The organism is Streptomyces canarius (assembly GCF_014650735.1).
GTDB lineage: Bacteria > Actinomycetota > Actinomycetes > Streptomycetales > Streptomycetaceae > Streptomyces > Streptomyces olivaceoviridis.
On sequence record NZ_BMVN01000028.1, the window covers coordinates 75,325 to 95,590 of the forward strand.

The 20,266-nt window shown below is 70.7% G+C and carries 17 protein-coding genes, 1 tRNA gene and 1 riboswitch; of the genes, 6 read left to right on the forward strand and 12 right to left on the reverse strand.

Translation table 11 applies throughout. The features are described from left to right. Window positions 1-81: 81 nt before the first annotated feature. Window positions 82-1,473: a cystathionine beta-synthase gene (locus IE294_RS31100; RefSeq protein WP_189891584.1), complete on the reverse strand. Its 1,392-nt coding sequence runs from the start codon at window positions 1,471-1,473 to the stop codon at window positions 82-84. A 157-nt stretch (window positions 1,474-1,630) separates the two neighbouring features. Between IE294_RS31100 and IE294_RS31105 the strand changes: the two genes are divergently transcribed. The 3 genes from IE294_RS31105 to IE294_RS31115 all read left to right on the forward strand — a co-directional run bounded on the left by IE294_RS31105 (window position 1,631) and on the right by IE294_RS31115 (window position 5,102). Then, complete coding sequence (locus IE294_RS31105; RefSeq protein WP_189891586.1) at window positions 1,631-2,647, forward strand: SGNH/GDSL hydrolase family protein; 1,017 nt, start codon at window positions 1,631-1,633, stop codon at window positions 2,645-2,647. A 160-nt stretch (window positions 2,648-2,807) separates the two neighbouring features. Beyond that, on the forward strand, window positions 2,808-4,028 hold the full coding sequence (locus IE294_RS31110; protein ID WP_189891589.1) for an acetyl-CoA C-acetyltransferase: 1,221 nt from the start codon (window positions 2,808-2,810) through the stop codon (window positions 4,026-4,028). Window positions 4,029-4,319: 291 nt separating this feature from the next. Then, window positions 4,320-5,102, forward strand: coding sequence for a hypothetical protein (locus tag IE294_RS31115; protein WP_189891638.1), 783 nt, complete (start codon window positions 4,320-4,322; stop codon window positions 5,100-5,102). An 11-nt stretch (window positions 5,103-5,113) separates the two neighbouring features. Here IE294_RS31115 and IE294_RS31120 read toward each other — a convergent pair whose 3' ends face one another. Then, on the reverse strand, window positions 5,114-5,425 hold the full coding sequence (locus tag IE294_RS31120) for a hypothetical protein (protein ID WP_189891591.1): 312 nt from the start codon (window positions 5,423-5,425) through the stop codon (window positions 5,114-5,116). Between the two features lie 99 nt (window positions 5,426-5,524). On the opposite strand from IE294_RS31120, the gene IE294_RS31125 reads away from it, so the two are divergent. Next, entirely contained in the window at window positions 5,525-5,755 is a 231-nt protein-coding gene (locus tag IE294_RS31125) for a DUF4287 domain-containing protein (protein ID WP_189814252.1), read from the forward strand. A 56-nt stretch (window positions 5,756-5,811) separates the two neighbouring features. On the opposite strand, the gene IE294_RS31130 is transcribed toward IE294_RS31125, so the two are convergent. From IE294_RS31130 to IE294_RS31140, 3 genes are all read right to left on the reverse strand, one after another. After that, window positions 5,812-6,666, reverse strand: coding sequence for a Bax inhibitor-1/YccA family protein (locus IE294_RS31130; protein ID WP_041665245.1), 855 nt, complete (start codon window positions 6,664-6,666; stop codon window positions 5,812-5,814). Window positions 6,667-6,814: 148 nt separating this feature from the next. After that, window positions 6,815-7,990, reverse strand: a complete 1,176-nt coding sequence (locus tag IE294_RS31135) for a 4-hydroxybenzoate 3-monooxygenase (RefSeq protein WP_189891593.1) — start codon at window positions 7,988-7,990, stop codon at window positions 6,815-6,817. A gap of 168 nt (window positions 7,991-8,158) precedes the next feature. Next, window positions 8,159-8,242, reverse strand: a tRNA-Leu gene (locus IE294_RS31140). A gap of 416 nt (window positions 8,243-8,658) precedes the next feature. Between IE294_RS31140 and IE294_RS31145 the strand changes: the two genes are divergently transcribed. Further along, window positions 8,659-9,459: an ABC transporter ATP-binding protein gene (locus IE294_RS31145; RefSeq protein WP_189891594.1), complete on the forward strand. Its 801-nt coding sequence runs from the start codon at window positions 8,659-8,661 to the stop codon at window positions 9,457-9,459. Then, window positions 9,459-11,987 (forward strand): ABC transporter permease, encoded by a 2,529-nt coding sequence (locus IE294_RS31150; RefSeq protein ID WP_189891596.1) that lies wholly within the window; start codon window positions 9,459-9,461, stop codon window positions 11,985-11,987. Before IE294_RS31145 ends, IE294_RS31150 begins: the two co-directional genes overlap by 1 nt. 83 nt (window positions 11,988-12,070) lie before the next feature. Here IE294_RS31150 and IE294_RS31155 read toward each other — a convergent pair whose 3' ends face one another. The 7 genes from IE294_RS31155 to IE294_RS31185 form a co-directional block, all read right to left on the reverse strand. Then, window positions 12,071-13,372, reverse strand: coding sequence for a class I SAM-dependent methyltransferase (locus IE294_RS31155; RefSeq protein WP_189891598.1), 1,302 nt, complete (start codon window positions 13,370-13,372; stop codon window positions 12,071-12,073). A 254-nt stretch (window positions 13,373-13,626) separates the two neighbouring features. Then, window positions 13,627-15,009, reverse strand: a complete 1,383-nt coding sequence (locus tag IE294_RS31160) for an NAD(P)/FAD-dependent oxidoreductase (protein ID WP_189891600.1) — start codon at window positions 15,007-15,009, stop codon at window positions 13,627-13,629. A gap of 474 nt (window positions 15,010-15,483) precedes the next feature. Then, window positions 15,484-16,425 carry a Ppx/GppA phosphatase family protein gene (locus IE294_RS31165; protein ID WP_189891601.1) on the reverse strand — a complete coding sequence of 314 codons (942 nt, stop codon included), beginning with the start codon at window positions 16,423-16,425 and terminating at the stop codon, window positions 15,484-15,486. Continuing rightward, the gene (locus tag IE294_RS31170) at window positions 16,422-16,991 is read right to left on the reverse strand and encodes a DUF501 domain-containing protein (RefSeq protein WP_189891603.1); all 570 of its coding nucleotides are present in this window, start codon (window positions 16,989-16,991) and stop codon (window positions 16,422-16,424) included. The genes IE294_RS31165 and IE294_RS31170 overlap by 4 nt, the downstream gene beginning before the upstream one ends. Before the next feature lie 49 nt (window positions 16,992-17,040). After that, window positions 17,041-17,517 carry an FtsB family cell division protein gene (locus IE294_RS31175; protein ID WP_189891604.1) on the reverse strand — a complete coding sequence of 159 codons (477 nt, stop codon included), beginning with the start codon at window positions 17,515-17,517 and terminating at the stop codon, window positions 17,041-17,043. A 105-nt stretch (window positions 17,518-17,622) separates the two neighbouring features. After that, a complete protein-coding gene (eno, locus tag IE294_RS31180; protein ID WP_041665249.1) occupies window positions 17,623-18,924 on the reverse strand; it encodes a phosphopyruvate hydratase in 1,302 nt (433 codons plus the stop codon). A 308-nt stretch (window positions 18,925-19,232) separates the two neighbouring features. After that, entirely contained in the window at window positions 19,233-19,946 is a 714-nt protein-coding gene (locus IE294_RS31185; protein ID WP_189891605.1) for a LysM peptidoglycan-binding domain-containing protein, read from the reverse strand. Window positions 19,947-19,950: 4 nt separating this feature from the next. Further along, window positions 19,951-20,123, reverse strand: a riboswitch (cyclic di-AMP (ydaO/yuaA leader). Window positions 20,124-20,266 lie beyond the last annotated feature (143 nt).

A 20,266-nucleotide genomic window follows, 5' to 3' on the forward strand; every position in this document is an offset into this window, starting at 1 on the left:
CCGGACCCGTGTTAAGCGGGTGCTGCGCGCACATGACGCCCTCGTACCACTTCCGCGAACCCGGGCCCTCGCCCGAGCCGGCTACCTGGTGCCGCCCTTGGCCAGGAAGGCCAGCAGGTCCTGCCGGCTGACCACGCCGGTCGGCTTGCCCTCGACCAGCACGATCGCGGCGTCCGCCGAACCCAGCACCTGCATCAGGTCGCCGACCGGCTCGCCGGAGCCGACCTGGGGCAGCGGGGCGCACATGTGCTTCTCCAGCGGGTCCTCCAGCGAGGCCCGCTTGCTGAAGAGGGCGTCGAGCAGCTCCCGTTCCACGACCGAGCCGACGACCTCGGCGGCCATCACGTCCGGGTGACCGGCGCCCGGCTTGACGACGGGCATCTGCGAGACGCCGTACTCGCGCAGCACCTCGATGGCCTGGCCGACGGTCTCCTCCGGGTGCATGTGCACCAGGGACGGGATGGAACCGCCCGCCTTGTGGCTCAGGACGTCGCCGACGCGGGCGCTGGGGCCCTCGTCCTCCAGGAAGCCGTAGTCGGCCATCCACTCGTCGTTGAAGATCTTGCTGAGGTAGCCCCGGCCGCTGTCGGGCAGGAGCACGACCACGACGTCGTCCGGGCCGAGCCGCTCGGCGACCTTCAGCGCGGCCACGACGGCCATGCCGCAGGAGCCGCCCACCAGCAGGCCCTCCTCCTTGGCCAGCCGGCGGGTCATCTGGAAGGAGTCCTTGTCGGAGACGGCGACGATCTCGTCCGCGACGGTGCGGTCGTAGGCGGTCGGCCAGAAGTCCTCACCGACGCCCTCGACCAGGTACGGCCGCCCGGAGCCGCCCGAGTACACGGAGCCCTCGGGGTCGGCGCCGATGACCTTGACCGCGCCCTGGCTGGCCTCCTTCAGGTAGCGGCCGGTGCCGGAGATGGTGCCGCCGGTGCCGACGCCCGCCACGAAGTGGGTGATCTTCCCCTCGGTCTGCTCCCACAGCTCGGGGCCGGTCGAGTGGTAGTGCGACAGCGGGTTGTTGGGGTTGGAGTACTGGTCGGGCTTCCAGGCGCCGGGCGTCTCGCGCACCAGCCGGTCGGAGACGTTGTAGTACGAGTCGGGGTGCTCCGGGTCCACGGCGGTCGGGCACACGACCACCTCGGCGCCGTACGCGCGCAGCACGTTGATCTTGTCGGTGCTCACCTTGTCCGGGCACACGAAGATGCACTTGTAGCCCTTCTGCTGGGCCACGATGGCGAGTCCCACGCCGGTGTTGCCGCTGGTCGGCTCGACGATCGTGCCGCCCGGCTTCAACTCCCCGCTCTGCTCCGCGGCCTCGATCATGCGCAGGGCGATGCGGTCCTTCACGGAACCGCCCGGGTTGAAGTACTCCACCTTGGCCAGGACGGTCGCCTGGATGCCCCTGGTCACGTTGTTGAGCCGCACCAGCGGGGTGTCGCCGACGAGGCTGATCATCGAGTCGTGGTATCGCACCGTTGTCTCCGGTCGCTGCAAAAGAACTGTTCGTAGTGGTGCCGCCAGCCTAAGGCCAGCGGTGTGGCGCGGGCGGTTGTTCACTCCCCGTCGAGATTGGCGCACGGTCCGTACGGGGCAAGGAGTGGGTACGGCTACGAGGAGGTGGCGGCGACGCATGACGAGGATGTCGAGGGCACGAGTGGCCCGGCGCATCGCGGCCGGGGCGGCGTACGGCGGGGGCGGGGTCGGGCTCATCGGCGCGGCCGTCGTCGGTCTGGTGCTGGCGGAGGTGCGACTGGCACGGCGCCATGTGGGCAACGGCAGCGGGGGGCGGGTGCCGGTGGCCGACGGCGTGTACGGGCACGCGTACGACATCCCCGGTGAACCGCCGCTCCGCCTGACCATGCTCGGCGATTCGACGGCGGCCGGGCAGGGCGTGCACCGGGTGGGCCAGACCCCCGGGGCGCTGCTGGCCTCCGGGCTGGCGGCGGTGGCGGAACGCCCGGTGGAGCTGCGGAACGTGGCGGTGCCGGGCGCCCGGTCCGACGACCTGGACCGCCAGGTCGCGCTGGTGCTGTCCGCGCCCTCCCCCGTCCCGGACATCTGCGTGATCATGGTCGGCGCGAACGACGTCACCCACCGGATGCCCCCGACCCGCTCGGTACGGCACCTGTCGGCGGCGGTACGACGGCTGCGCACGGCCGGCGCCGAGGTGGTGGTCGGCACCTGCCCCGACCTCGGCACCATCGAGCCGGTGCAGCAGCCGCTGCGCTGGCTGGCCCGGCGGGCGTCCCGGCAACTGGCGGCGGCCCAGACGATCGGGGTGGTGGAGCAGGGCGGGCGCACGGTGTCGCTGGGCGACCTGCTCGGCCCCGAGTTCGAGGCGCATCCGCGGGAGCTGTTCGGGCCGGACAACTACCACCCGTCGGCCGAGGGCTACGCGACCGCGGCCATGGCCGTCCTGCCCACGGTGTGCGCGGCGCTGGGTCTGTGGCCGGAGGAGGAACGGCCGGACGTGTCGCGCCGCGAGGGTTTCCTGCCGGTGGCCCGCGCGGCGGCCGAGGCCGCGTCGGAGGCCGGCACCGAGGTGACGGCGGCCATGCCGACGGGACCGCGGGGGCCGTGGGCGTTGCTCAAGCGGAGGCGCCGGCGGCGGGTACCCGAGGCGGAGCCGGCGGCCCGGCCCCTCTGACGCACCTCCGCCGGGGTCGGACCGGGCCGGGGGAGACCAGAGCCAAGCAAGCGCTTAGACAATTGCGGCCAGTGTCACACCGCGACACCGGTGACCCGGCCCATACGTACGGGTAACTTCCCACCTGCCCTGCCAGAAAAAATCCGCCACTGGAGCCGTGATGCCCGAAGCCGTGATCGTCTCGACCGCCCGCTCCCCCATCGGCCGCGCGAACAAGGGCTCCCTGAAGGACCTGCGCCCCGACGACCTCACCGCCACGATCATCCAGGCGGCGCTCGCCAAGATCCCCGAGCTGGACCCGCGGGACATCGACGACCTGATGCTCGGCTGCGGCCTCCCCGGCGGCGAGCAGGGCCACAACCTCGGCCGGATCGTCGCCGTGCAGATGGGCATGGACCACCTGCCGGGCTGCACCGTCACCCGCTACTGCTCCTCCTCGCTCCAGACCTCCCGCATGGCGCTGCACGCCATCAAGGCCGGCGAGGGCGACGTCTTCATCTCGGCCGGTGTCGAGATGGTCTCCCGCTACGTCAAGGGCAGCTCCGACGGCCTGCCGGACACGCACAACCCGCTGTTCGCCGAGGCCGAGGCCCGCACCGCGTCCGTCGCCCAGCAGGAGGGCACCACCTGGCACGACCCGCGCGAGGACGGTCTGCTGCCCGACCCCTACATCGCGATGGGCCAGACCGCCGAGAACCTGGCCCGCTGGAAGGGCGTCACCCGCCAGGAGATGGACGAGTTCGGCGTCCGCTCGCAGAACCTCGCCGAGGAAGCCATCAAGAACGGCTTCTGGGAGCGCGAGATCACCCCGGTGACCCTCCCCGACGGCACGGTGGTCGGCAAGGACGACGGCCCGCGCGCCGGCGTCACCCTGGAGGCCGTGCAGGGCCTGAAGCCGGTCTTCCGCCCGGACGGACTCGTCACGGCCGGCAACTGCTGCCCGCTGAACGACGGTGCCGCCGCGCTCGTCATCATGTCCGACACCAAGGCCCGGGAACTGGGTCTGACCCCGCTCGCCCGCATCGTGTCCACCGGTGTCTCCGGCCTCTCCCCGGAGATCATGGGCCTCGGCCCGGTGGAGGCGAGCAAGCAGGCCCTCCGGCGCGCCGGCCTGACCATCGACGACATCGACCTGGTCGAGATCAACGAGGCCTTCGCCGCCCAGGTGATCCCGTCGTACCGGGAGCTCGGCATCGACATCGACAAGCTGAACGTCAACGGCGGCGCCATCGCCGTCGGCCACCCGTTCGGCATGACCGGCGCCCGCATCACCGGCACGCTCATCAACTCGCTCCAGTGGCACGACAAGCAGTTCGGCCTGGAGACGATGTGCGTCGGAGGCGGCCAGGGCATGGCGATGGTCATCGAGCGCCTCAGCTGACCCACCGTCCGTAGCAGGCCACGCACGTAACGTCACAGAAGGGCCCAGAACCCAGGAAACACCGTGGTTCTGGGCCTTTTCGTGACCAAATCTCCCCCAGGATGTGACCTATCTCGCTCGCCAGGCACATCGGTGCAGGTCAGCGCGGACCGGCAGGGCGCACGACGAAACCGCGAATCCAAAGTCCTGTCCGTTTCGTGACGTTACGCACTGACAGCTGGTTAGTCCGCCCTTCAAGCTGATGTAGGAAGTCGGGGGTCGACTTGAACCAGGAGTATGTCAGTGAGCGCCATGCCGATCGCCCTGCTGCTCACCACGGCAGCCACCGGCGCCGTGGGTGTCGCCGTTCTGCGCACCGTGCTGAAGGTGCGCCGCCAGCTCACCGAACTGGCGGCGCAGCTCGCCGACGGCCAGGCGGCCACGACACGCGCCCTCCTGCCGAGCGCCCGCACCACCGCCGACGCCGAGGAGATACGGGCGGCCGTGGCCGAGGCGCTCGCCGAGGAGCGGGAGCGCGAGCTGGCCGAGGCACGCGCCTTCTGGGCGGCGCAGGAGGCCCGTGACGCCTCCGAGGCGCCCTCGCTGTACGGCCTGCCCGACGCCGACGTGTTCCTGCCCCGCCAGGCGGACTTCGTGGGCCTGGAGCCGCTGGAGCCGGTGGCCGAGCCGGGCGCCGACGCCGACGAGTTCGCCGGGGAGTCCCCGGAACTGGCCGCGGCGCGCCGCCGGCACCCCTCGCACCCGGACTTCGTCCCGGTGCAGTCGCCGGCCGTGAACGACCACGAGCGCACCGTCACCACGCTGGAAGAGCTGGCCGCCGAGCGCGTCGAACTCTCCGACGTCCGCCCCGGCCCGCTCGGCACGCTCGACGTCTACGTCTTCGCCGACGGCACCACCCTGTGCATGACCCCGGGCCACCGCGAGACGGCGGAACGGCTGGCGAGGGCCCTGGAGTCCGGCGAGGCCCCCTACCTCCTGGGCGGCTCGGGCGTCTCCGGCGCGTACACCCTGACGTTCGCGTGCGGCGAGGAGACGGTGTACATCCTGGCCGACAGGGTGATCGCGTCCCTCTGACGGCCGACGCGTCAGACCCCCGCCCGCTGCCGCGCCTCCTCCACCAGCCGCACGGCCTCGGCGACCTGGTCCGCACTGCGCACCACGACCGCGAGGTCGTGCGCGGCCACCAGGATCTGGTCCGCCGCGGCGAACATCCCCGCGTCCGGCATCTCCCGGGGCTCACCCCCCGGCTCCTCCATCAGCTGGGCCCGCCGGGAAAGCTCCCGGGCCAGGGCCAATGCCTCCGCCGCGGCGCTGCGTTGGAGCCGGCTCTGCGGTGCCGCCCGCAACCGGTCGGCGAAGTGATCCACTGCTTGGGTCAAGGGCGTCGTATCAACCACCCGCCGAGCGTAACGCCCCGCACTGTTGCCAATACGCGAACGCTCAGGCACGGTGACGTGAAGGACCGGCTTACATCCCCTTTGCGTTCGGAGGCGCCGATGTCCCACGTCTTCTCCGAGGAGACCCACCGCAATCTGCTCGCCCGCATCCCCCACTGCACCGGTCGTGAAGTCTCCGACTGGCTGCGCACCGTCGAAGAAGGCCCGGCACTCTTCCGCTTCGAGGAGAAGGTCAGCTGGCTCCGGCACGAGTACGACCTGGCGTACGGCCACGCCAAGGCGCTCGTGCACGAGTACGACCTGAGGAGGGCGGCGCGCAAGCTGCTCTGAACGGCACAGGGCCCCGGGCGGATTCGCCCGGGGCCCTGCCGAGACCGGCGTCGGCGCTAGTCGTTGCTGCTGAAGATCGCCACCAGCCGCAGCATCTCCACGTAGATCCACACCAGGGTCAGGGTGAGGCCGAACGCGGCGAGCCAGGCCTCGTTGCGCGGGGCGCCGTAGGCGATGCCGTCCTCGATCTGCTTGAAGTCGAGGGTCAGGAAGAACGCGCCGAGCACGATCGCGATGATGCCGACGAGCGCGCCGAGCGGGCCGAAGCTGCGCAGTCCGCCGTCCTCCGCGACACCGAAGGCGACCAGCAGCAGGTTGACCGCCATGACCACCAGGAACGCCATCGCGATGGCGAGGCCGATCCGGGCGTAGCGGGCGGTGACGCGGATCCAGCCGGCCTTGTAGATGAGCAGGGTCGCGCCCGAGACGGCCATCGTGCCGAGCACGGCCTGGAAGGGCGCGCCGCTCCAGCGGCTGTTGTACATCTCGCTGAGGACGCCGAGGAAGACGCCCTCGAAGGCGGCGTACCCGAGGATCAGCGCGGGCGACGGGGTGCGCTTGAAGCTCTGCACCATCGCCAGGACGAAGGCGATCAGCGCGGAGCCGACGGCCAGGCCGTAGCTGGTGCCCGAGACGGGCAGCAGGACCCAGGCGAGGACGGCGCCGACGGCGACCGTGCCCAGCGTGATGGCCGAGCGGACGACGACGTCGTCCATGGTCATCCGGTCGGTGGTGGCCGGGGCCTGGGGCGGGGCGCCGACGCCCTGCTGTGCGTAGGGGTTCTGCGCGTACGGGTTCTGCGCGTACGGGTTGCCCTGTGCGTACCCGGCCTGCGGTGCGGTGTTGAAGCCGGCGTAGCCGTTGTCGCGGCTGAACCCCCGTCGCGAGAAGACCGGGTTACTGCTCCTCATTTCACTCCTCCATGGCTGCCGAGCGCAGCCTTGGCTCAAGAGTAATGGATTGGCAAAGGATCGACCATGATACTTGAGGAGGATCTTTCCCCTGCTGTGCTGCGCAACACGCTACGCGGGCCTCTGATTCCCGGCCATGGACGGACGGCTAACCGAGCGGAAACCCTGTGTACGCCTCCGCCAGATCGGTCTCGGCCGCACGGGAGGAGGCGATCCGCTCCAGCCGGGCCAGCTGGAGGCGGGCGTCGAAGGCGGTGGCGTCCGGGGCGCGGTGCAGCAGGGTCGTCATGTCGTAGGAGAACCGCTCGGCCTGCCAGATCCGGCGCAGACAGGTCGTGGAGTAGGAGTCGAGGAGGTCCGGGGAGCCGGTCTCCCGCTCGTGGGCGAGGGCCCGGGCGAGGGTGACGACGTCACCGACGGCGAGGTTCAGCCCCTTGGCGCCGGTCGGCGGCACGATGTGGGCGGCGTCGCCGGCGAGGAAGAGCCGGCCGTGCCGCATCGGCTCGTGCACGAAGGAGCGCATGGGGGTGACCGACTTCTGGGTGAGGGGCCCGCGCTCCAGCCGCCAGCCGTCGTCCGTCTCGAACCGCCGCTCCAGCTCGTCCCAGACCGCCTCGGCGCTCCACGCCTCGGCGTCCGTCCCCGCCGGCACCTGGAGGTAGAGCCGGGAGACGGCCGGCGACCGCATGGACAGCAGGGCGAAGCCGCGTTCGTGGCGGGCGTAGACGAGTTCGTCGTGCGAGGGAGCGACATCGGCGAGGATGCCGAGCCAGGCGTAGGGGTACGACCGCTCGAAGACCCGGCAGACCCCGGCCGGGAAGGCCTGGCGGGCCACCCCCCAGAACCCGTCGCAGCCGACGACGTAGTCGCACTCCAGCACGTCCTCGCGCCCCTGGTGCCGGAAGGTGACCCGCGGCCGGTCGCTCTCCGCGCCCTCCACGGCCAGCGCCTCGGCCTCGAAGAGCAGCGGCCCGCCCTCCTTCAGCTGGAGGGCGATGAGGTCCTTGCAGACCTCGGTCTGGGCGTAGACGGTCACGGACCGCCCGCCGGTGAGCGCGGGGAAGTCGACGCGGTGCCGGCGCCGGTCGAACCGCAGCTCGATCCCGTCGTGCCGCAGCCCCTCCCGGTCCATCCGCTCCCCGGCCCCGACGGCGCGCAGCACGTCGGCCGTCCCCTGCTCCAGGATCCCGGCCCGCTGCCGCTGCTCGACGTACGTCCGGTCCCGGCCCTCCAGGACGACCGACTCGATCCCGGCACGGTGCAACAGCCGCGCGAGCAGGAGCCCGGCAGGCCCTGCCCCGATGATCCCGACGGTGGTGCGCATCGGTCGTCTCCCTGGTCTTCAGCCGCCCCGCAAGGGCGTTCGCCTGGTGAAATTTCTTTCACTGAGTTCCGGGCGTGAGTCTCCGACCGCACGAGCCCCGCTGTCAACGGTCGTGCGGCGGTCGACATGCCGAGAGGGCGGTTCCAGGAGGAAACCGAGGGAGGAAGGTGCCCGGAGCCGGACTCGAACCGGCACGCCCGCGAAGGGGCAGCGAGGTTTAAGCTCGCCGTGTCTGCATTCCACCATCCGGGCAGGCCATGGGCTCCGCTTGCGAGGTTCGACCCTATCGGGACCCATCCCCCGAACAGCGGAAGGGTGGACCGATGTTGTCTTATTTTATTGAGGTCTGAGGGTGCATCAGCCCGCGGAACGCGCCATCCGCACTTGCCAATAGCCTGACGCGACGGCTGTACGCGCGTACGTGAAATGACGGAATTTCACCGTCCGAACGAGGGTGTTCCACCTGTTCTCGACACGGTTGCCGACACGGCCCCCGACACGAACGGAGTCAGGGTCACCCGTCCTCCCCAGGTATGACAGCGGGCCGCTCGGTGCGACCCCAGTCGCCCTCCGGAACCGGATCAGCGACTGACTACACGCGCGCTCCCCGCCGGGACGATGGATCGGTCCCCAGCGAACAGACGTCGTACCGACAGGAGCGCCCTCCCGTGACCACCACACCCACCGCCGGCCGGACCACCGCCGTGGCCGCACGCGCCACGGAGCTGTCGAAGATCTACGGGCAGGGTGAGACCCGGGTGGTCGCCCTGGACCGGGTCTCCGTCGACTTCCGGGCCGCCGAGTTCACCGCGATCATGGGGCCGTCGGGCTCCGGCAAGTCCACGCTGATGCACTGTGTGGCCGGGCTGGACACCTTCTCCTCCGGGTCCGTCCGGATCGGGGAGACCGAGCTGGGGTCCCTGAAGGACAAGCAGCTCACCAAGTTGCGCCGGGACAAGATCGGCTTCATCTTCCAGGCGTTCAACCTGCTGCCGACGCTGACCGCCCTGGAGAACATCACCCTCCCGATGGACATCGCCGGGCGGAAGCCGGACAAGGCGTGGCTGGACCGGGTCATCGGGATGGTCGGGCTGTCGGAGCGGCTCGGCCACCGGCCCTCCCAGCTCTCCGGCGGTCAGCAGCAGCGCGTCGCCGTCGCCCGCGCCCTCGCCTCCCGGCCCGAGATCGTCTTCGGTGACGAGCCGACCGGAAACCTGGACTCCCGCTCCGGCGCCGAGGTCCTCGGCTTCCTGCGCAACTCCGTGCGCGAACTGGGCCAGACCGTCGTCATGGTCACCCACGACCCGGTGGCCGCCGCCTACGCGGACCGGGTGATCTTCCTGGCCGACGGGCGGATCGTCGACGAGATGTACGGCCCGACGGCCGACTCCGTCCTCGACACCATGCGCCACCTTCCCGGGGGGAACCCCCAGATCCCCGGGTCCGACGCGAAGGGCCGTACCAGCTGATGTTCCGCACCGCCCTGCGCAACGTCCTCGCGCACAAGGCCCGGCTCCTGATGACCGTGCTCGCCGTCATGCTCGGCGTGGCGTTCGTCTCCGGGACGCTGGTCTTCACCAACACCATCTCCGACGCCTACCAGAAGAGCTCCGCCAAGGGCTTCGACCAGGTCGACGTCGCCGTACGGCCCGAGTACCAGGACTCCCGGGGCAACCAGGTCGGCAGGACGCCGGAGCTGACCCGGGCCCTGCTAGACAAGGCCGCCAGGGTTCCCGGGGCCGCCTCCGCCACCGGTGTCGTCACCGGCTTCACCGCCGTCGCCGACAAGAACGGCAAGCTCGTCGGCGGCGACTGGCAGTCCGCCGGCGGCAACTACTGGGGCACCGAGGACCCCCGCTACCCGCTGGTCAGCGGCCATGCCCCGCACGGCAAGGACGAGGTGCTGATCGACTCGGCGACCGCGAAGCGGGCCGGCTACCGGGTCGGCGACACCGTGCGGCTCTCCGTGGACGGCCCGGTCCTCACGCCCACCGTCAGCGGCATCTTCACCACCGACGACGGCAACGTCGCCGCGGGCGGCAGCCTCACCCTGTTCGACACCGCGACCGCGCAGGCCCTGTTCGGCAAGAAGGGCACCTACGACGAGATCGACGTGCGGGCCGCGGCCGGCACCAGCCAGACGGCCCTCAAGGCCGAACTGGACAAGGCCCTGCCCGCGAAGCTGGTGGAGACCACCACCGGCAAGCAGCTCGCCGACGACCAGGCGAAGGCCATCTCCTCCTCCATGAGCAGCCTGAAGCAGGGCCTGCTGGTGTTCGCCGGCATCGCCCTGTTCGTCGGCACGTTCATCATCGCCAACACCTTCACCATGCTGGTCGCCCAGCGCACCCGGGAGCTGGCCCTGCTGCGGGCGGTCGGCGCCTCCCGCCGCCAGGTCACCCGCTCGGTGCTGATCGAGGCGTTCGCCGTCGGCGCGGTCGCCGGTGTGGCCGGCCTGGCCGCCGGTATCGGCATCGGCGCGGGCCTGCGCTCCCTGCTCGGCTCGTTCGGCGCGAGCATGCCCGACGGCCCGCTGGTGATCAGCCCCGGCACGGTGGTCACCGCCCTCGCGGTCGGTGTCCTCATCACCATGCTGGCCGCGTGGCTGCCCGGCCGCCGGGCCGCGAAGATCCCGCCGGTGGCGGCGATGAGCAGCGTGCACGCCAAGGCCACCGCCAAGTCGCTGGTGCTGCGCAACACGCTGGGTTCGCTGTTCGCGGCGGCCGGCATCGCGGTGGTCCTCGCCGGCACGAGGATGGACACCGACACCGGCCAGGGCGCGATGGGCGTCGGCGCGGTCCTGCTCATCATCGGCGTGTTCATCCTGACCCCGCTGCTGTCCCGTCCGCTGATCGCCGCCGCCGCGCCGGTGCTGCGCGCCTTCGGGGTGTCGGGCAGGCTGGCCCGGCAGAACTCGGTGCGCAACCCGCGCCGTACCGCGGCCACCGCCTCCGCGCTGATGATCGGCCTGACGCTGATCACCGGCATGACGGTGATGGCGGGCAGCCTCCAGACGTCCATCGACAAGATGGCCTCCTCGGCGATCCGCGCCGACTACGTCGTCTCGATGGCCAACCGCGGGCCGCTCTCCCCCGGCGTGGAGAAGAAGCTCGCCTCCGCCGACGGCGTCACCGCGAGCAGCCCGCTGCGCAACGGCGAGTCCCGTATCGACGGCGAGACCGAGTTCCTGACCGGGGTCGACGGCGCGGCGATCGGCAAGCTGACGGACCTGAAGGTGACCGACGGCTCCTTCACCGTGGGCGGCACGCGGGTCGTCGTGGACGAGGACCGCGCCAAGGACTTCGGCTGGAAGGCCGGTTCCCGCTTCACCGCGCACTTCGAGGACGGCAAGGCGCAGCGGCTGACGGTCGCGGGGGTCTACGAGGGCAACGACATGCTCAACGGGATCATCCTCGACAACAAGGTCCTCACCCCGCACCTGTCCGACCCGGCCGACATGCAGGTCATGGTAAAGACGGCGGACGGGGCGTCCGGCGCGGCCAAGGACGGGCTGGAGAAGGTCCTCGGCTCCAACCCGGCGATCAAGGTCCAGGACAAGCAGGACATCTCCGATGAGATCGCGCAGACGTTCACGCTGATGCTGAACATGGTCTACGGCCTGCTCGGCATGGCGGTGATCGTCGCGGTGATCGGCGTCATCAACACGCTGGCCATGTCCGTCTTCGAGCGGGCCCAGGAGATCGGGATGCTCCGCGCGATCGGCCTGGACCGCAGGGCGGTCAAGCGGATGGTCCGTCTGGAGTCCCTGGTGATCTCCTTGTTCGGCGGGGTGCTGGGCATCGGCCTGGGCGTGTTCTTCGGCTGGGCGGCCGGCGAGCTGCTGGGCACGAAGATGCCGACGTACGAACTGGTGCTGCCGTACGGCCGGATGACGGTGTTCCTGCTCCTGGCGGGCGTGGTCGGCGTCCTGGCCGCGCTGTGGCCGGCCCGGCGCGCGGCCCGGCTGAACATGCTGACGGCCATCAAGGCCGAGTAGGCGGTCGTACGACGGCGAAGGGGGCCCCTCGAAAAGGGGCCCCCTTGTGTCGTACCGCTGTCCGCCGTGCGGTCGTACCCGTGTCAGCCGTGCCAGGTGCGGGCCCGCAGGGGGAGACCGGAGGCGCCGGACTCGGGGGTGCGGATCGCGAGGACCTGGTTGACGCCGATGCGGTTGCGTTCGAAGGCGAGCGCGGAGGCGGCCATGTACAGCCGCCAGACGCGGGCCCGGCCGGGGCTGGTGAGGCGGACGGCCCGGTCCCAGTCGGCCTCCAGGTTGGCGACCCACCGGCGCAGGGTGCGGGCGTAGTGCTCGCGGATGGACTCCACGTCCCGGACCTCGAAACCGGCCCGCTCCAGCTGGGTGACGGTGGTGCCGACGGGGGCGAGTTCGCCGTCGGGGAAGACGTAGGCGTCGATGAACTCGTCCACCTCGTACGCCGACTCGTCCCGCTGCGGGCGGCGGGCGATCTGGTGGTTGAGCAGCCGGCCGCCCGGCTTGAGCAGGGCGTGGAGCTGGCGGGCGTACTCCAGGTACTTCTCGGCGCCGACGTGTTCGGCCATGCCGATGGAGGAGATCGCGTCGAAGGGGCCGTCCACGACGTCCCGGTAGTCCTGGACCCTGATCTCCACCCGGTCGGTCAGCCCCTCGTCGGCGACGCGCTTGCGGGCGTACGCCGCCTGCTCCTGGGAGAGCGTGACGCCGACCACGCTCACGCCGTGCTCGCGGGCCGCGTGGATGGCCATGGAACCCCAGCCGCAGCCGACGTCCAGCAGCCGCTGACCCTCCTTCAGGCCCAGCTTGGCGCAGACCAGTTCCAGCTTGTCGCGCTGGGCTGATTCCAGGGTTGCGCCCTTCTCGACGGCCCCCCAGTAGGCGCAGGAATACACCATGGAGGGGCCGAGGACGATCTCGTAGAAGTCGTTCCCGACGTCGTAGTGGTGGCTGATGGCCCGCTTGTCGGCACGCCGGGTGTGCAGATTCCGGCGGGGTCTGCGGACCTCCTCGCGCGGCGGGGCGGGCGGGATCGGCGGGCCGGCCAGTTTCAGCAGCTCACGGGCGGCGGCCCGGACATCGGGGTCGCGCAGGGCCTGTACGAGGCCGCGGGCGTCCTCCCCGCGCTCCCAGACGAGGCCCGCCATGGCGTCGAGCGCGGTGTACAGGTCACCCTCGATCTCCAGGTCACCGGAGACCCAGGCGCGGGCGAGGCCCAGTTCGCCCGGTTTGAACAGCATGCGGCGCAGGGCGCGGCGGTTGCGCACGACGAGCGCCGGCGCGTCCGGCGGCCCTGCCTGCGACCCGTCCCATGCCTTCAGGCGCACCGGGAGCGGGGCTCCCAGCATCTGCTCGGCAAGACTCCTCAGCCGCGACGCGGCGTCGGCCATGGCGCACACCTCCAAGACGACGATCCCGGATGCCGGATACCACGTAAACACCGCGAGGGCCTCGGCGCAGTCCCGCAAAGGAGTTACGACTGGGCAAAACGGTTGTAGAAACCATGCGGACGGGTGCCCGGGAACGCCGGAAGACCTCCCGCACCACGGATGGCAGGAGGTCTTCCGGGTCGGTCACCGACAGGAGGATCTGTCGGTGACCGGAGGGTCTGTCGGTGACCCGAGGTTCTCTCGGTGACCGGAGGTCAGGAGGCCTTGGCCTTCTCCTCGGTCTTGCTCGCGGCGGCGACCGGCGCCGGCTTGGCGGCCTCGTAGAACTCCTCGCGCGGGTTCTCCATGGCGCCGAGGGAGACGACCTCGCGCTTGAGGAACATGCCGAGCGTCCAGTCGGCGAAGACGCGGATCTTGCGGTTCCAGGTCGGCATCGCCATACCGTGGTAGCCACGGTGCATGTACCAGGCGAGGCGGCCCTTGACCTTGATCTTCATCTTGCCCATGACGATCATCGCCACGCCCTTGTGCAGGCCGAGACCGGCGACCGCACCCTTGTTGGCGTGCTCGTACTCCTTCTGCGGGAAGCCCCGCATACCGGAGACCACGTTGTCGCCGAGGACCTTGGCCTGGCGCAGCGCGTGCTGGGCGTTCGGCGGGCACCAGGCGTTCTCCACGCCGGCCTTGCGGGCGGCGATGTCCGGCACCTGGGCGTTGTCGCCGGCGGCCCAGATGTAGTCCGTGCCCTTGACCTGGAGCGTGGGCTCGCAGTCGACGTGACCGCGCGGGCCGAGCGGCAGACCGAAGCGGGAGAGAGCCGGGTTCGGCTTGACGCCGGCCGTCCACACGATGGTGTTGGAGTCGACCTCCAGGCCGTTCTTCAGCACCACGTGGCCGTCGACGCAGGAGTCCATGGAGGTGGAGAGGTAGATCTCCACGCCCCGGCTCTCCAGGTGCTCCTTGCCGTACTGGCCGAGCTTGGGGCCGACCTCCGGAAGGATCTTGTCGGCGGCGTCGACGAGGATGAAGCGCATGTCCTCGCGGGAGACGTTGTTGTAGTACTTGGCCGCGTCCCGGGCCATGTCCTCGACCTCACCGATGGTCTCCGCGCCCGCGAAGCCACCGCCGATGAAGACGAAGGTGAGCGCCTTGCGGCGGATCTCCTCGTCGGTCGTGGAGTCGGCCTTGTCCAGCTGCTCCAGGACGTGGTTGCGCAGGCCGATGGACTCCTCGATGCCCTTCATGCCGATGCCCTGCTCGGCGAGGCCGGGGATCGGGAAGGTGCGGGAGACCGCGCCCATGGCGATGACCAGGTAGTCGAAGGGCAGCTCGTACGCCTCGCCCACCAGCGGGGCGATCGTGGCGACCTTGCGGTCCTGGTCGATGGTGGTGACCCGACCGGTGAGGACCTCCGCCTTCGGCAGCACGCGTCGCAGCGGGACGACGACGTGGCGAGGGGAGATGCTGCCGGCGGCGGCTTCGGGGAGGAAGGGCTGGTAGGTCATGTACGACCGGGGGTCGACGACCGTGACGGTCGCCTCGCCGTAGCGCATCTTCTTGAGGATGCGCCGAGCTGCGTACAGGCCTACGTACCCACCGCCTACTACGAGGATCCTGGGACGCTCCGTGGTGCTCATGCCATCGAGTATCCACCCGCCCCCGGGGGGTCGCTCGTGCGCCCCTTCACAAGGTCTGACAGGGCCTGTGTTAAACTCCGCGGCTCGCGTGACGCAGAGCACGGGGGTGCGAGGGAACCGCGGGGCGCTTCGCCCCGTTGTCAAGGCCGCGTGAGCTGCCTCTCCGGGCCGCCAGGGCGACCGTGAGGGCATCGTGACACCCTCGGAACACCCCCCTCCAAGGGCCTCCCGCCCCCTCCATCTGAACATGTTCAAACAGCCCCTGGCCCCCCGGAAGGGCCAATGGGCCCCCTCCCGGGGCCCGATGGGAGGGAATTCCTTGTGAAGAACTTCACGAAGGTTCCCACGCGGGTATGACCAAGGGCCCCTCAAGGGGGCCCCGGACACCGCTCAAACGTTATCCAACCTGCTCAGCAGGCGGCTACCGTCCAGTAACAAAAGAGAGCCACGCCACGCCCCGGGGCACGGACCAGCTCACGCCACGGACCAGGCGATCCCGTCCAGGATGTCGTGCTCGCTCACCACGACCTCCTCGGCGCCGACCCGCTCCATGATCGCGAGCAGCACGAGGGCGCCGGCGCCGATGACGTCGACCCGGCCCGGGTGCAGGGAGGGGATCGCGGCGCGCTCGGCGTGCGTGGAGCGCAGCAGCCGTTCGGTGATCTCGCGCACGCGGTCCCGGGAGACCCGGGAGTGGTGGATGCGCGCGGAGTCGTACGCGGGCAGTTCCTGGGCGATGGCGGACACCGTGGTGACGGACCCGGCCAGGCCCACCAGGGTGTGCGCCTCGCGCAGCGGGACCGACTGCTCGGCGAGGTCCAGGGCGGCCTCGACGTCGGCCCGCATGGCGGCGATCTCGTCCTCGGTGGGCGGGTCGCTCACCTCGCCGCCGTGCACCAGGTGCCGCTCGGTCATCCGTACACAGCCGACGTCCACCGACCGGGCGGCGCGCACGTGGTCGCCGCCGACGACGAACTCGGTGGAGCCGCCGCCGATGTCCACGACCAGGTAGGGCCGGGTGAGGTCGCTGCGGCCGGTGAGCTCCTTCGTGGCACCCGTGAAGGAGAACTCGGCCTCCTGGTCACCGGTGATGACCTCCGGCTCGACCCCGAGGATGTCCAGCACACCGCGCACGAAGTCCTCGCGGTTCTCGGCGTCGCGGGAGGCGGAGGTGGCGACGAACCGCAGGCGCTCGGCGCCGTGCTCCTTGATGACGTCCGCGTACTCGCGGCAGGCGGCGAAGGTGCGCTCCAGTGCCTCGGGCGCGAGCCGGCCGGTGCGGTCGACCCCCTGGCCGAGCCGCACGATCGTCATCCGGCGGTCCAGGTCGGTCAGCTCGCCCGTCGCCGGGTCGGCGTCCGCGACCAGCAGACGGATGGAGTTGGTACCGCAGTCGATGGCGGCCACGCGGGTCACTTCTCGTCCCCCTCGCTGTCGTCGCGCCCGTCCCTCTCACCACTGTCGCCGCTGTCGAGCGTCACGCACGCGCCCTTGCGCCACCACTCCGGCAGCATCGCCAGGGCCTCGTCGCCGAGCGGGTTCACGCCCGGGCCGGCGGCCAGCGAGTGGGCGACGAGCACGTGCAGGCACTTGACCCGGTCCGGCATGCCGCCCGCGCTCGGGAAGCCCTGGAGGACCTCGATCTCGTCCCGGCGCCGGACGTAGTCCTCGTGCGCGGCCCGGTACGCGGCGGCCAGCTCGGGGTCGCGGCCCAGCCGCTCGGTCATCTCCTTCATCACGCCGTTCGCCTCCAGCGTGCCGATGGCGGAGGACGCCTTCGGGCACGTCAGGTAGTACAGCGTCGGGAAGGGCGTGCCGTCGGGCAGGCGCGGTGCCGTCTCCACGACGTCCGGCTGACCGCACGGGCAGCGGTGCGCGATGGCCCTGAGGCCCCGCGGCGGACGGCCCAGCTGCTGCTTGAAGGCCTCTACGTCCGCGTCGGTGGGCTCGGTGCGCGGAGTGGGCGGCGGAGGGGTTTCCATGACTGCTTTCGGGGTGGGGTTCTGTCGGTTGCCGGACCGGACGGGCCGGTCACTGGTCGGAGGCGTCGGCCTTGTCGACGCCTTCCCAGACGTTCGTGTACCAGGGCCGGTGGGCGGCCCCGAGGTCGGCGCGGGACTGCCTGGCCGCGTTCGGGTCGACGACCACGTACCCGGTCTCGCCGGGCATCACATAGTGCAGCCGGCGGCGGATCTGCTGCTCGGCGTAGGCGTCGTCCTGCCAGCGCGCCTTCAGGTCGCGCAGTTGCTCGACGCGCTCACGGGCCTGCTCCCGCTGCCGCTGGAGGTCGGCGATCTGCTCGCGCTGGGACACGTACTGCCGCATCGGATAGGCGAGGGCGACGATCATCGTGCACAGCACCAGCGCGAGCAGGGCCGCGCGGCCGGTGAGCCGGGAGCGGCGGGCCTGCCGCTTGGTCTGGGAGCGGTAGACGCGGGCCGCGGTCTGCTCGCCGAGCAGCCGCAGCCTGGTCGCGGTGGAGAAACGGTCCCGGTCCCTCACGGCCATCTGTCTCTCCGCCTCCCCTTTCACACGTGCGTACGTCCCCGGACACGGTACGGGACCGAGTACGGGGACGTACGTACGACTGGCTAAGCCTTACGCCAGGTTGGGTCAGCCCTTGGAGATCCCGCCCCGGAAACGCGGGAACGCGCTGCGGCCCGCGTACACCGCCGCGTCATCGAGGATCTCCTCGATGCGCAGCAGCTGGTTGTACTTGGCGACACGCTCGGAGCGGGCCGGGGCGCCGGTCTTGATCTGGCCGCAGTTGGTGGCGACAGCCAGGTCGGCGATGGTGACGTCCTCGGTCTCGCCGGAGCGGTGCGACATCATGCACTTGAAGCCGTTGCGCTGGGCCAGCTCGACGGCGTCCAGGGTCTCGGTCAGCGAGCCGATCTGGTTGACCTTGACCAGCAGGGCGTTGGCGGCGCCCTCCTCGATGCCGCGGGCGAGGCGCTCGGGGTTGGTGACGAACAGGTCGTCGCCGACCAGCTGGACCTTGTCGCCGAGCTTGTCGGTGATGACCTTCCAGCCGGCCCAGTCGTCCTCGAACAGCGGGTCCTCGATGGAGACGAGCGGGTAGGCCGCCACGAGCTCCTCGTAGTACTCCGTCATCTCGGCGGCGGAGCGCTCCTTGCCCTCGAAGAGGTACTTGCCGTCCTTGTAGAACTCGGAGGCGGCCACGTCGAGCGCGAGGGCGATCTGCTGGCCGGCGATGTAACCGGCCTCCTTGATGGCCTCCAGGATGAGGTCGAGGGCCTCACGGTTGGAGCCGAGGTTCGGGGCGAAGCCGCCCTCGTCGCCGAGGCCGGTGGACAGGCCCTTGCTCTTCAGGACCTTCTTCAGGGTGTGGTAGACCTCGGTGCCCCAGCGCAGGGCCTCGGAGAAGGACTCCGCGCCGATCGGGGCGATCATGAACTCCTGGATGTCCACGTTGGAGTCGGCGTGCGAGCCGCCGTTCAGGATGTTCATCATCGGCACCGGCAGCAGGTGCGCGTTCGGGCCGCCCAGGTAGCGGAAGAGGGGGAGGTCGCTGGCCTCGGAGGCGGCGTGCGCGACGGCGAGCGAGACGCCGAGGATGGCGTTGGCGCCGAGGGAGCCCTTGTTGTCGGTGGCGTCCAGGTCGAACATGGCCTGGTCGATCAGGCGCTGCTCGGTGGCGTCGTAACCGACCAGCTCCGGGCCGATCTGCTCGATCACGGCGAGGACGGCCTTCTCGACGCCCTTGCCCTGGTAGCGGTTCGGGTCGCCGTCGCGGAGCTCGATGGCCTCGAAGGCGCCGGTCGAGGCGCCGGACGGGACGGCGGCACGACCCGTGCTGCCGTCGTCGAGGCCGACCTCGACCTCGACCGTGGGGTTGCCTCGGGAGTCCAGGATTTCCCGGGCTACGACGACGTCGATGGACGGCACGAGCATCTCCTTCTTGGATGTGACGCTGGAAGTGCGCGGCGGTGTGCCTTACGGCTGTGCCTTGCGACTAGAGCCTAACCGTCCCGGGGGCGTCGGCCACCGACCGACCGCCCCGTGGACAAGCCGACGGTACCTTTTGTTTCTCACCGAAACAAAGGGTTCAGGGGTCGGTGGACACAAAAATCCCCGCCCCGGTGCGTACGGGGGAACACGCACCGGGGCGGGGAGCCCGTGGGGACGGCGGCGGCCCTCAAGGGGCCTTCAGCGGGGCCCGCGCGGACGCGCGGGCCCGTGCCCGGGCTGGGGGCGGGGTCTTACTTCAGGTGCAGCTGCTGACCCGGGTAGATCAGGTTGGCGTCCTCGACGATGTCCTTGTTCAGCTCGAACAGCTTCTGCCAGCCGCCCCGCACGTGGTGCTTCTCGGCGATGGAGCTGAGGGTGTCACCGGTGACGACCTTGTACTCGCCGTCGCCCTTCTTGACCTTCTTGCCGGTCGGGGTGGTGACGGTCTTGCTCTGGCTCTTGCTCGCGCTCGCGGCCGGACGCTCGGCGGAGCGGGAGGCGGCCTGCTCGCCGGTGGAGCGGGTGGCGGTGGAGCCGCCCGAGTTCGTGGAGGTGCTCGGGGTGGAGGCGCTCGGGGCGGAACCGTTGTACGGCGTGCCGGACAGGCCCGTGCCGCAGACCGGCCAGGCGCCCTTGCCCTGAGCGGAGAGGACCTTCTCGGCGACGGCTATCTGCTGCGCCTTGCTCGCCTTGTCAGCGGTGCCGGCGTACTGCGTGCCGCCGTACGCGGCCCACGTGGAGGCGGAGAACTGGAGGCCGCCGTAGTAGCCGTTGCCGGTGTTGATGGACCAGTTGCCGCCGGACTCGCACTGGGCGACCGCGTCCCACTGGGAGGCGGTGGCGGCGGAGGCGTTGCCGGCCGCCATCAGCGGAGCGGCGACGGCGGCACCGGTGACACCGGCGAGCGCGATGGCGCGGACGGCCTTGGACGGACGGCGGTGCTTGCCCTTGCTGGAGAACAGCATGGATCGATCCCCTCACCGACGCCTGCGAGGTGAGCTGTCGGGTTCGGGCCGGTTGAGTTGCCCGGCCGCACTCCGCTCACGCGGGATGCGGCTTCACCCCAAGCCGGTTCCGGCGTCAACCGCCGGGCCCGGCACTTACCTTGGGTCCCCCGCTCCTGCCTACGGCGCTTGACGCGACGACTGTTCCCGGGCGACCGCTGGCAGGATTCGGCGTTGCGGCGGCCGGGGCCCGTGGTGACGAGCGGTCCCGACCGTAGACACGTGATCGACGGAATTTCAAAGACGATCAGGGCTTCTGAGACTCATCCCACACTTTCACC

What these genes read in the sequence shown, in the direction of transcription:
- IE294_RS31105 (WP_189891586.1), top strand. Translation starts at nt 1,631, where the DNA reads ATGACGAGGATGTCGAGGGCACGAGTGGCCCGGCGCATCGCGGCCGGG.
- IE294_RS31110 (WP_189891589.1), top strand. Translation starts at nt 2,808, where the DNA reads ATGCCCGAAGCCGTGATCGTCTCGACCGCCCGCTCCCCCATCGGCCGC.
- IE294_RS31115 (WP_189891638.1), top strand. Translation starts at nt 4,320, where the DNA reads ATGCCGATCGCCCTGCTGCTCACCACGGCAGCCACCGGCGCCGTGGGT.
- IE294_RS31125 (WP_189814252.1), top strand. Translation starts at nt 5,525, where the DNA reads ATGTCCCACGTCTTCTCCGAGGAGACCCACCGCAATCTGCTCGCCCGC.
- IE294_RS31130 (WP_041665245.1), bottom strand. Translation starts at nt 6,666, where the DNA reads ATGAGGAGCAGTAACCCGGTCTTCTCGCGACGGGGGTTCAGCCGCGAC.
- IE294_RS31135 (WP_189891593.1), bottom strand. Translation starts at nt 7,990, where the DNA reads ATGCGCACCACCGTCGGGATCATCGGGGCAGGGCCTGCCGGGCTCCTG.
- IE294_RS31150 (WP_189891596.1), top strand. Translation starts at nt 9,459, where the DNA reads ATGTTCCGCACCGCCCTGCGCAACGTCCTCGCGCACAAGGCCCGGCTC.
- IE294_RS31155 (WP_189891598.1), bottom strand. Translation starts at nt 13,372, where the DNA reads ATGGCCGACGCCGCGTCGCGGCTGAGGAGTCTTGCCGAGCAGATGCTG.
- IE294_RS31160 (WP_189891600.1), bottom strand. Translation starts at nt 15,009, where the DNA reads ATGAGCACCACGGAGCGTCCCAGGATCCTCGTAGTAGGCGGTGGGTAC.
- IE294_RS31170 (WP_189891603.1), bottom strand. Translation starts at nt 16,991, where the DNA reads ATGGAAACCCCTCCGCCGCCCACTCCGCGCACCGAGCCCACCGACGCG.
- IE294_RS31175 (WP_189891604.1), bottom strand. Translation starts at nt 17,517, where the DNA reads ATGGCCGTGAGGGACCGGGACCGTTTCTCCACCGCGACCAGGCTGCGG.
- eno (WP_041665249.1), bottom strand. Translation starts at nt 18,924, where the DNA reads ATGCTCGTGCCGTCCATCGACGTCGTCGTAGCCCGGGAAATCCTGGAC.
- IE294_RS31185 (WP_189891605.1), bottom strand. Translation starts at nt 19,946, where the DNA reads ATGCTGTTCTCCAGCAAGGGCAAGCACCGCCGTCCGTCCAAGGCCGTC.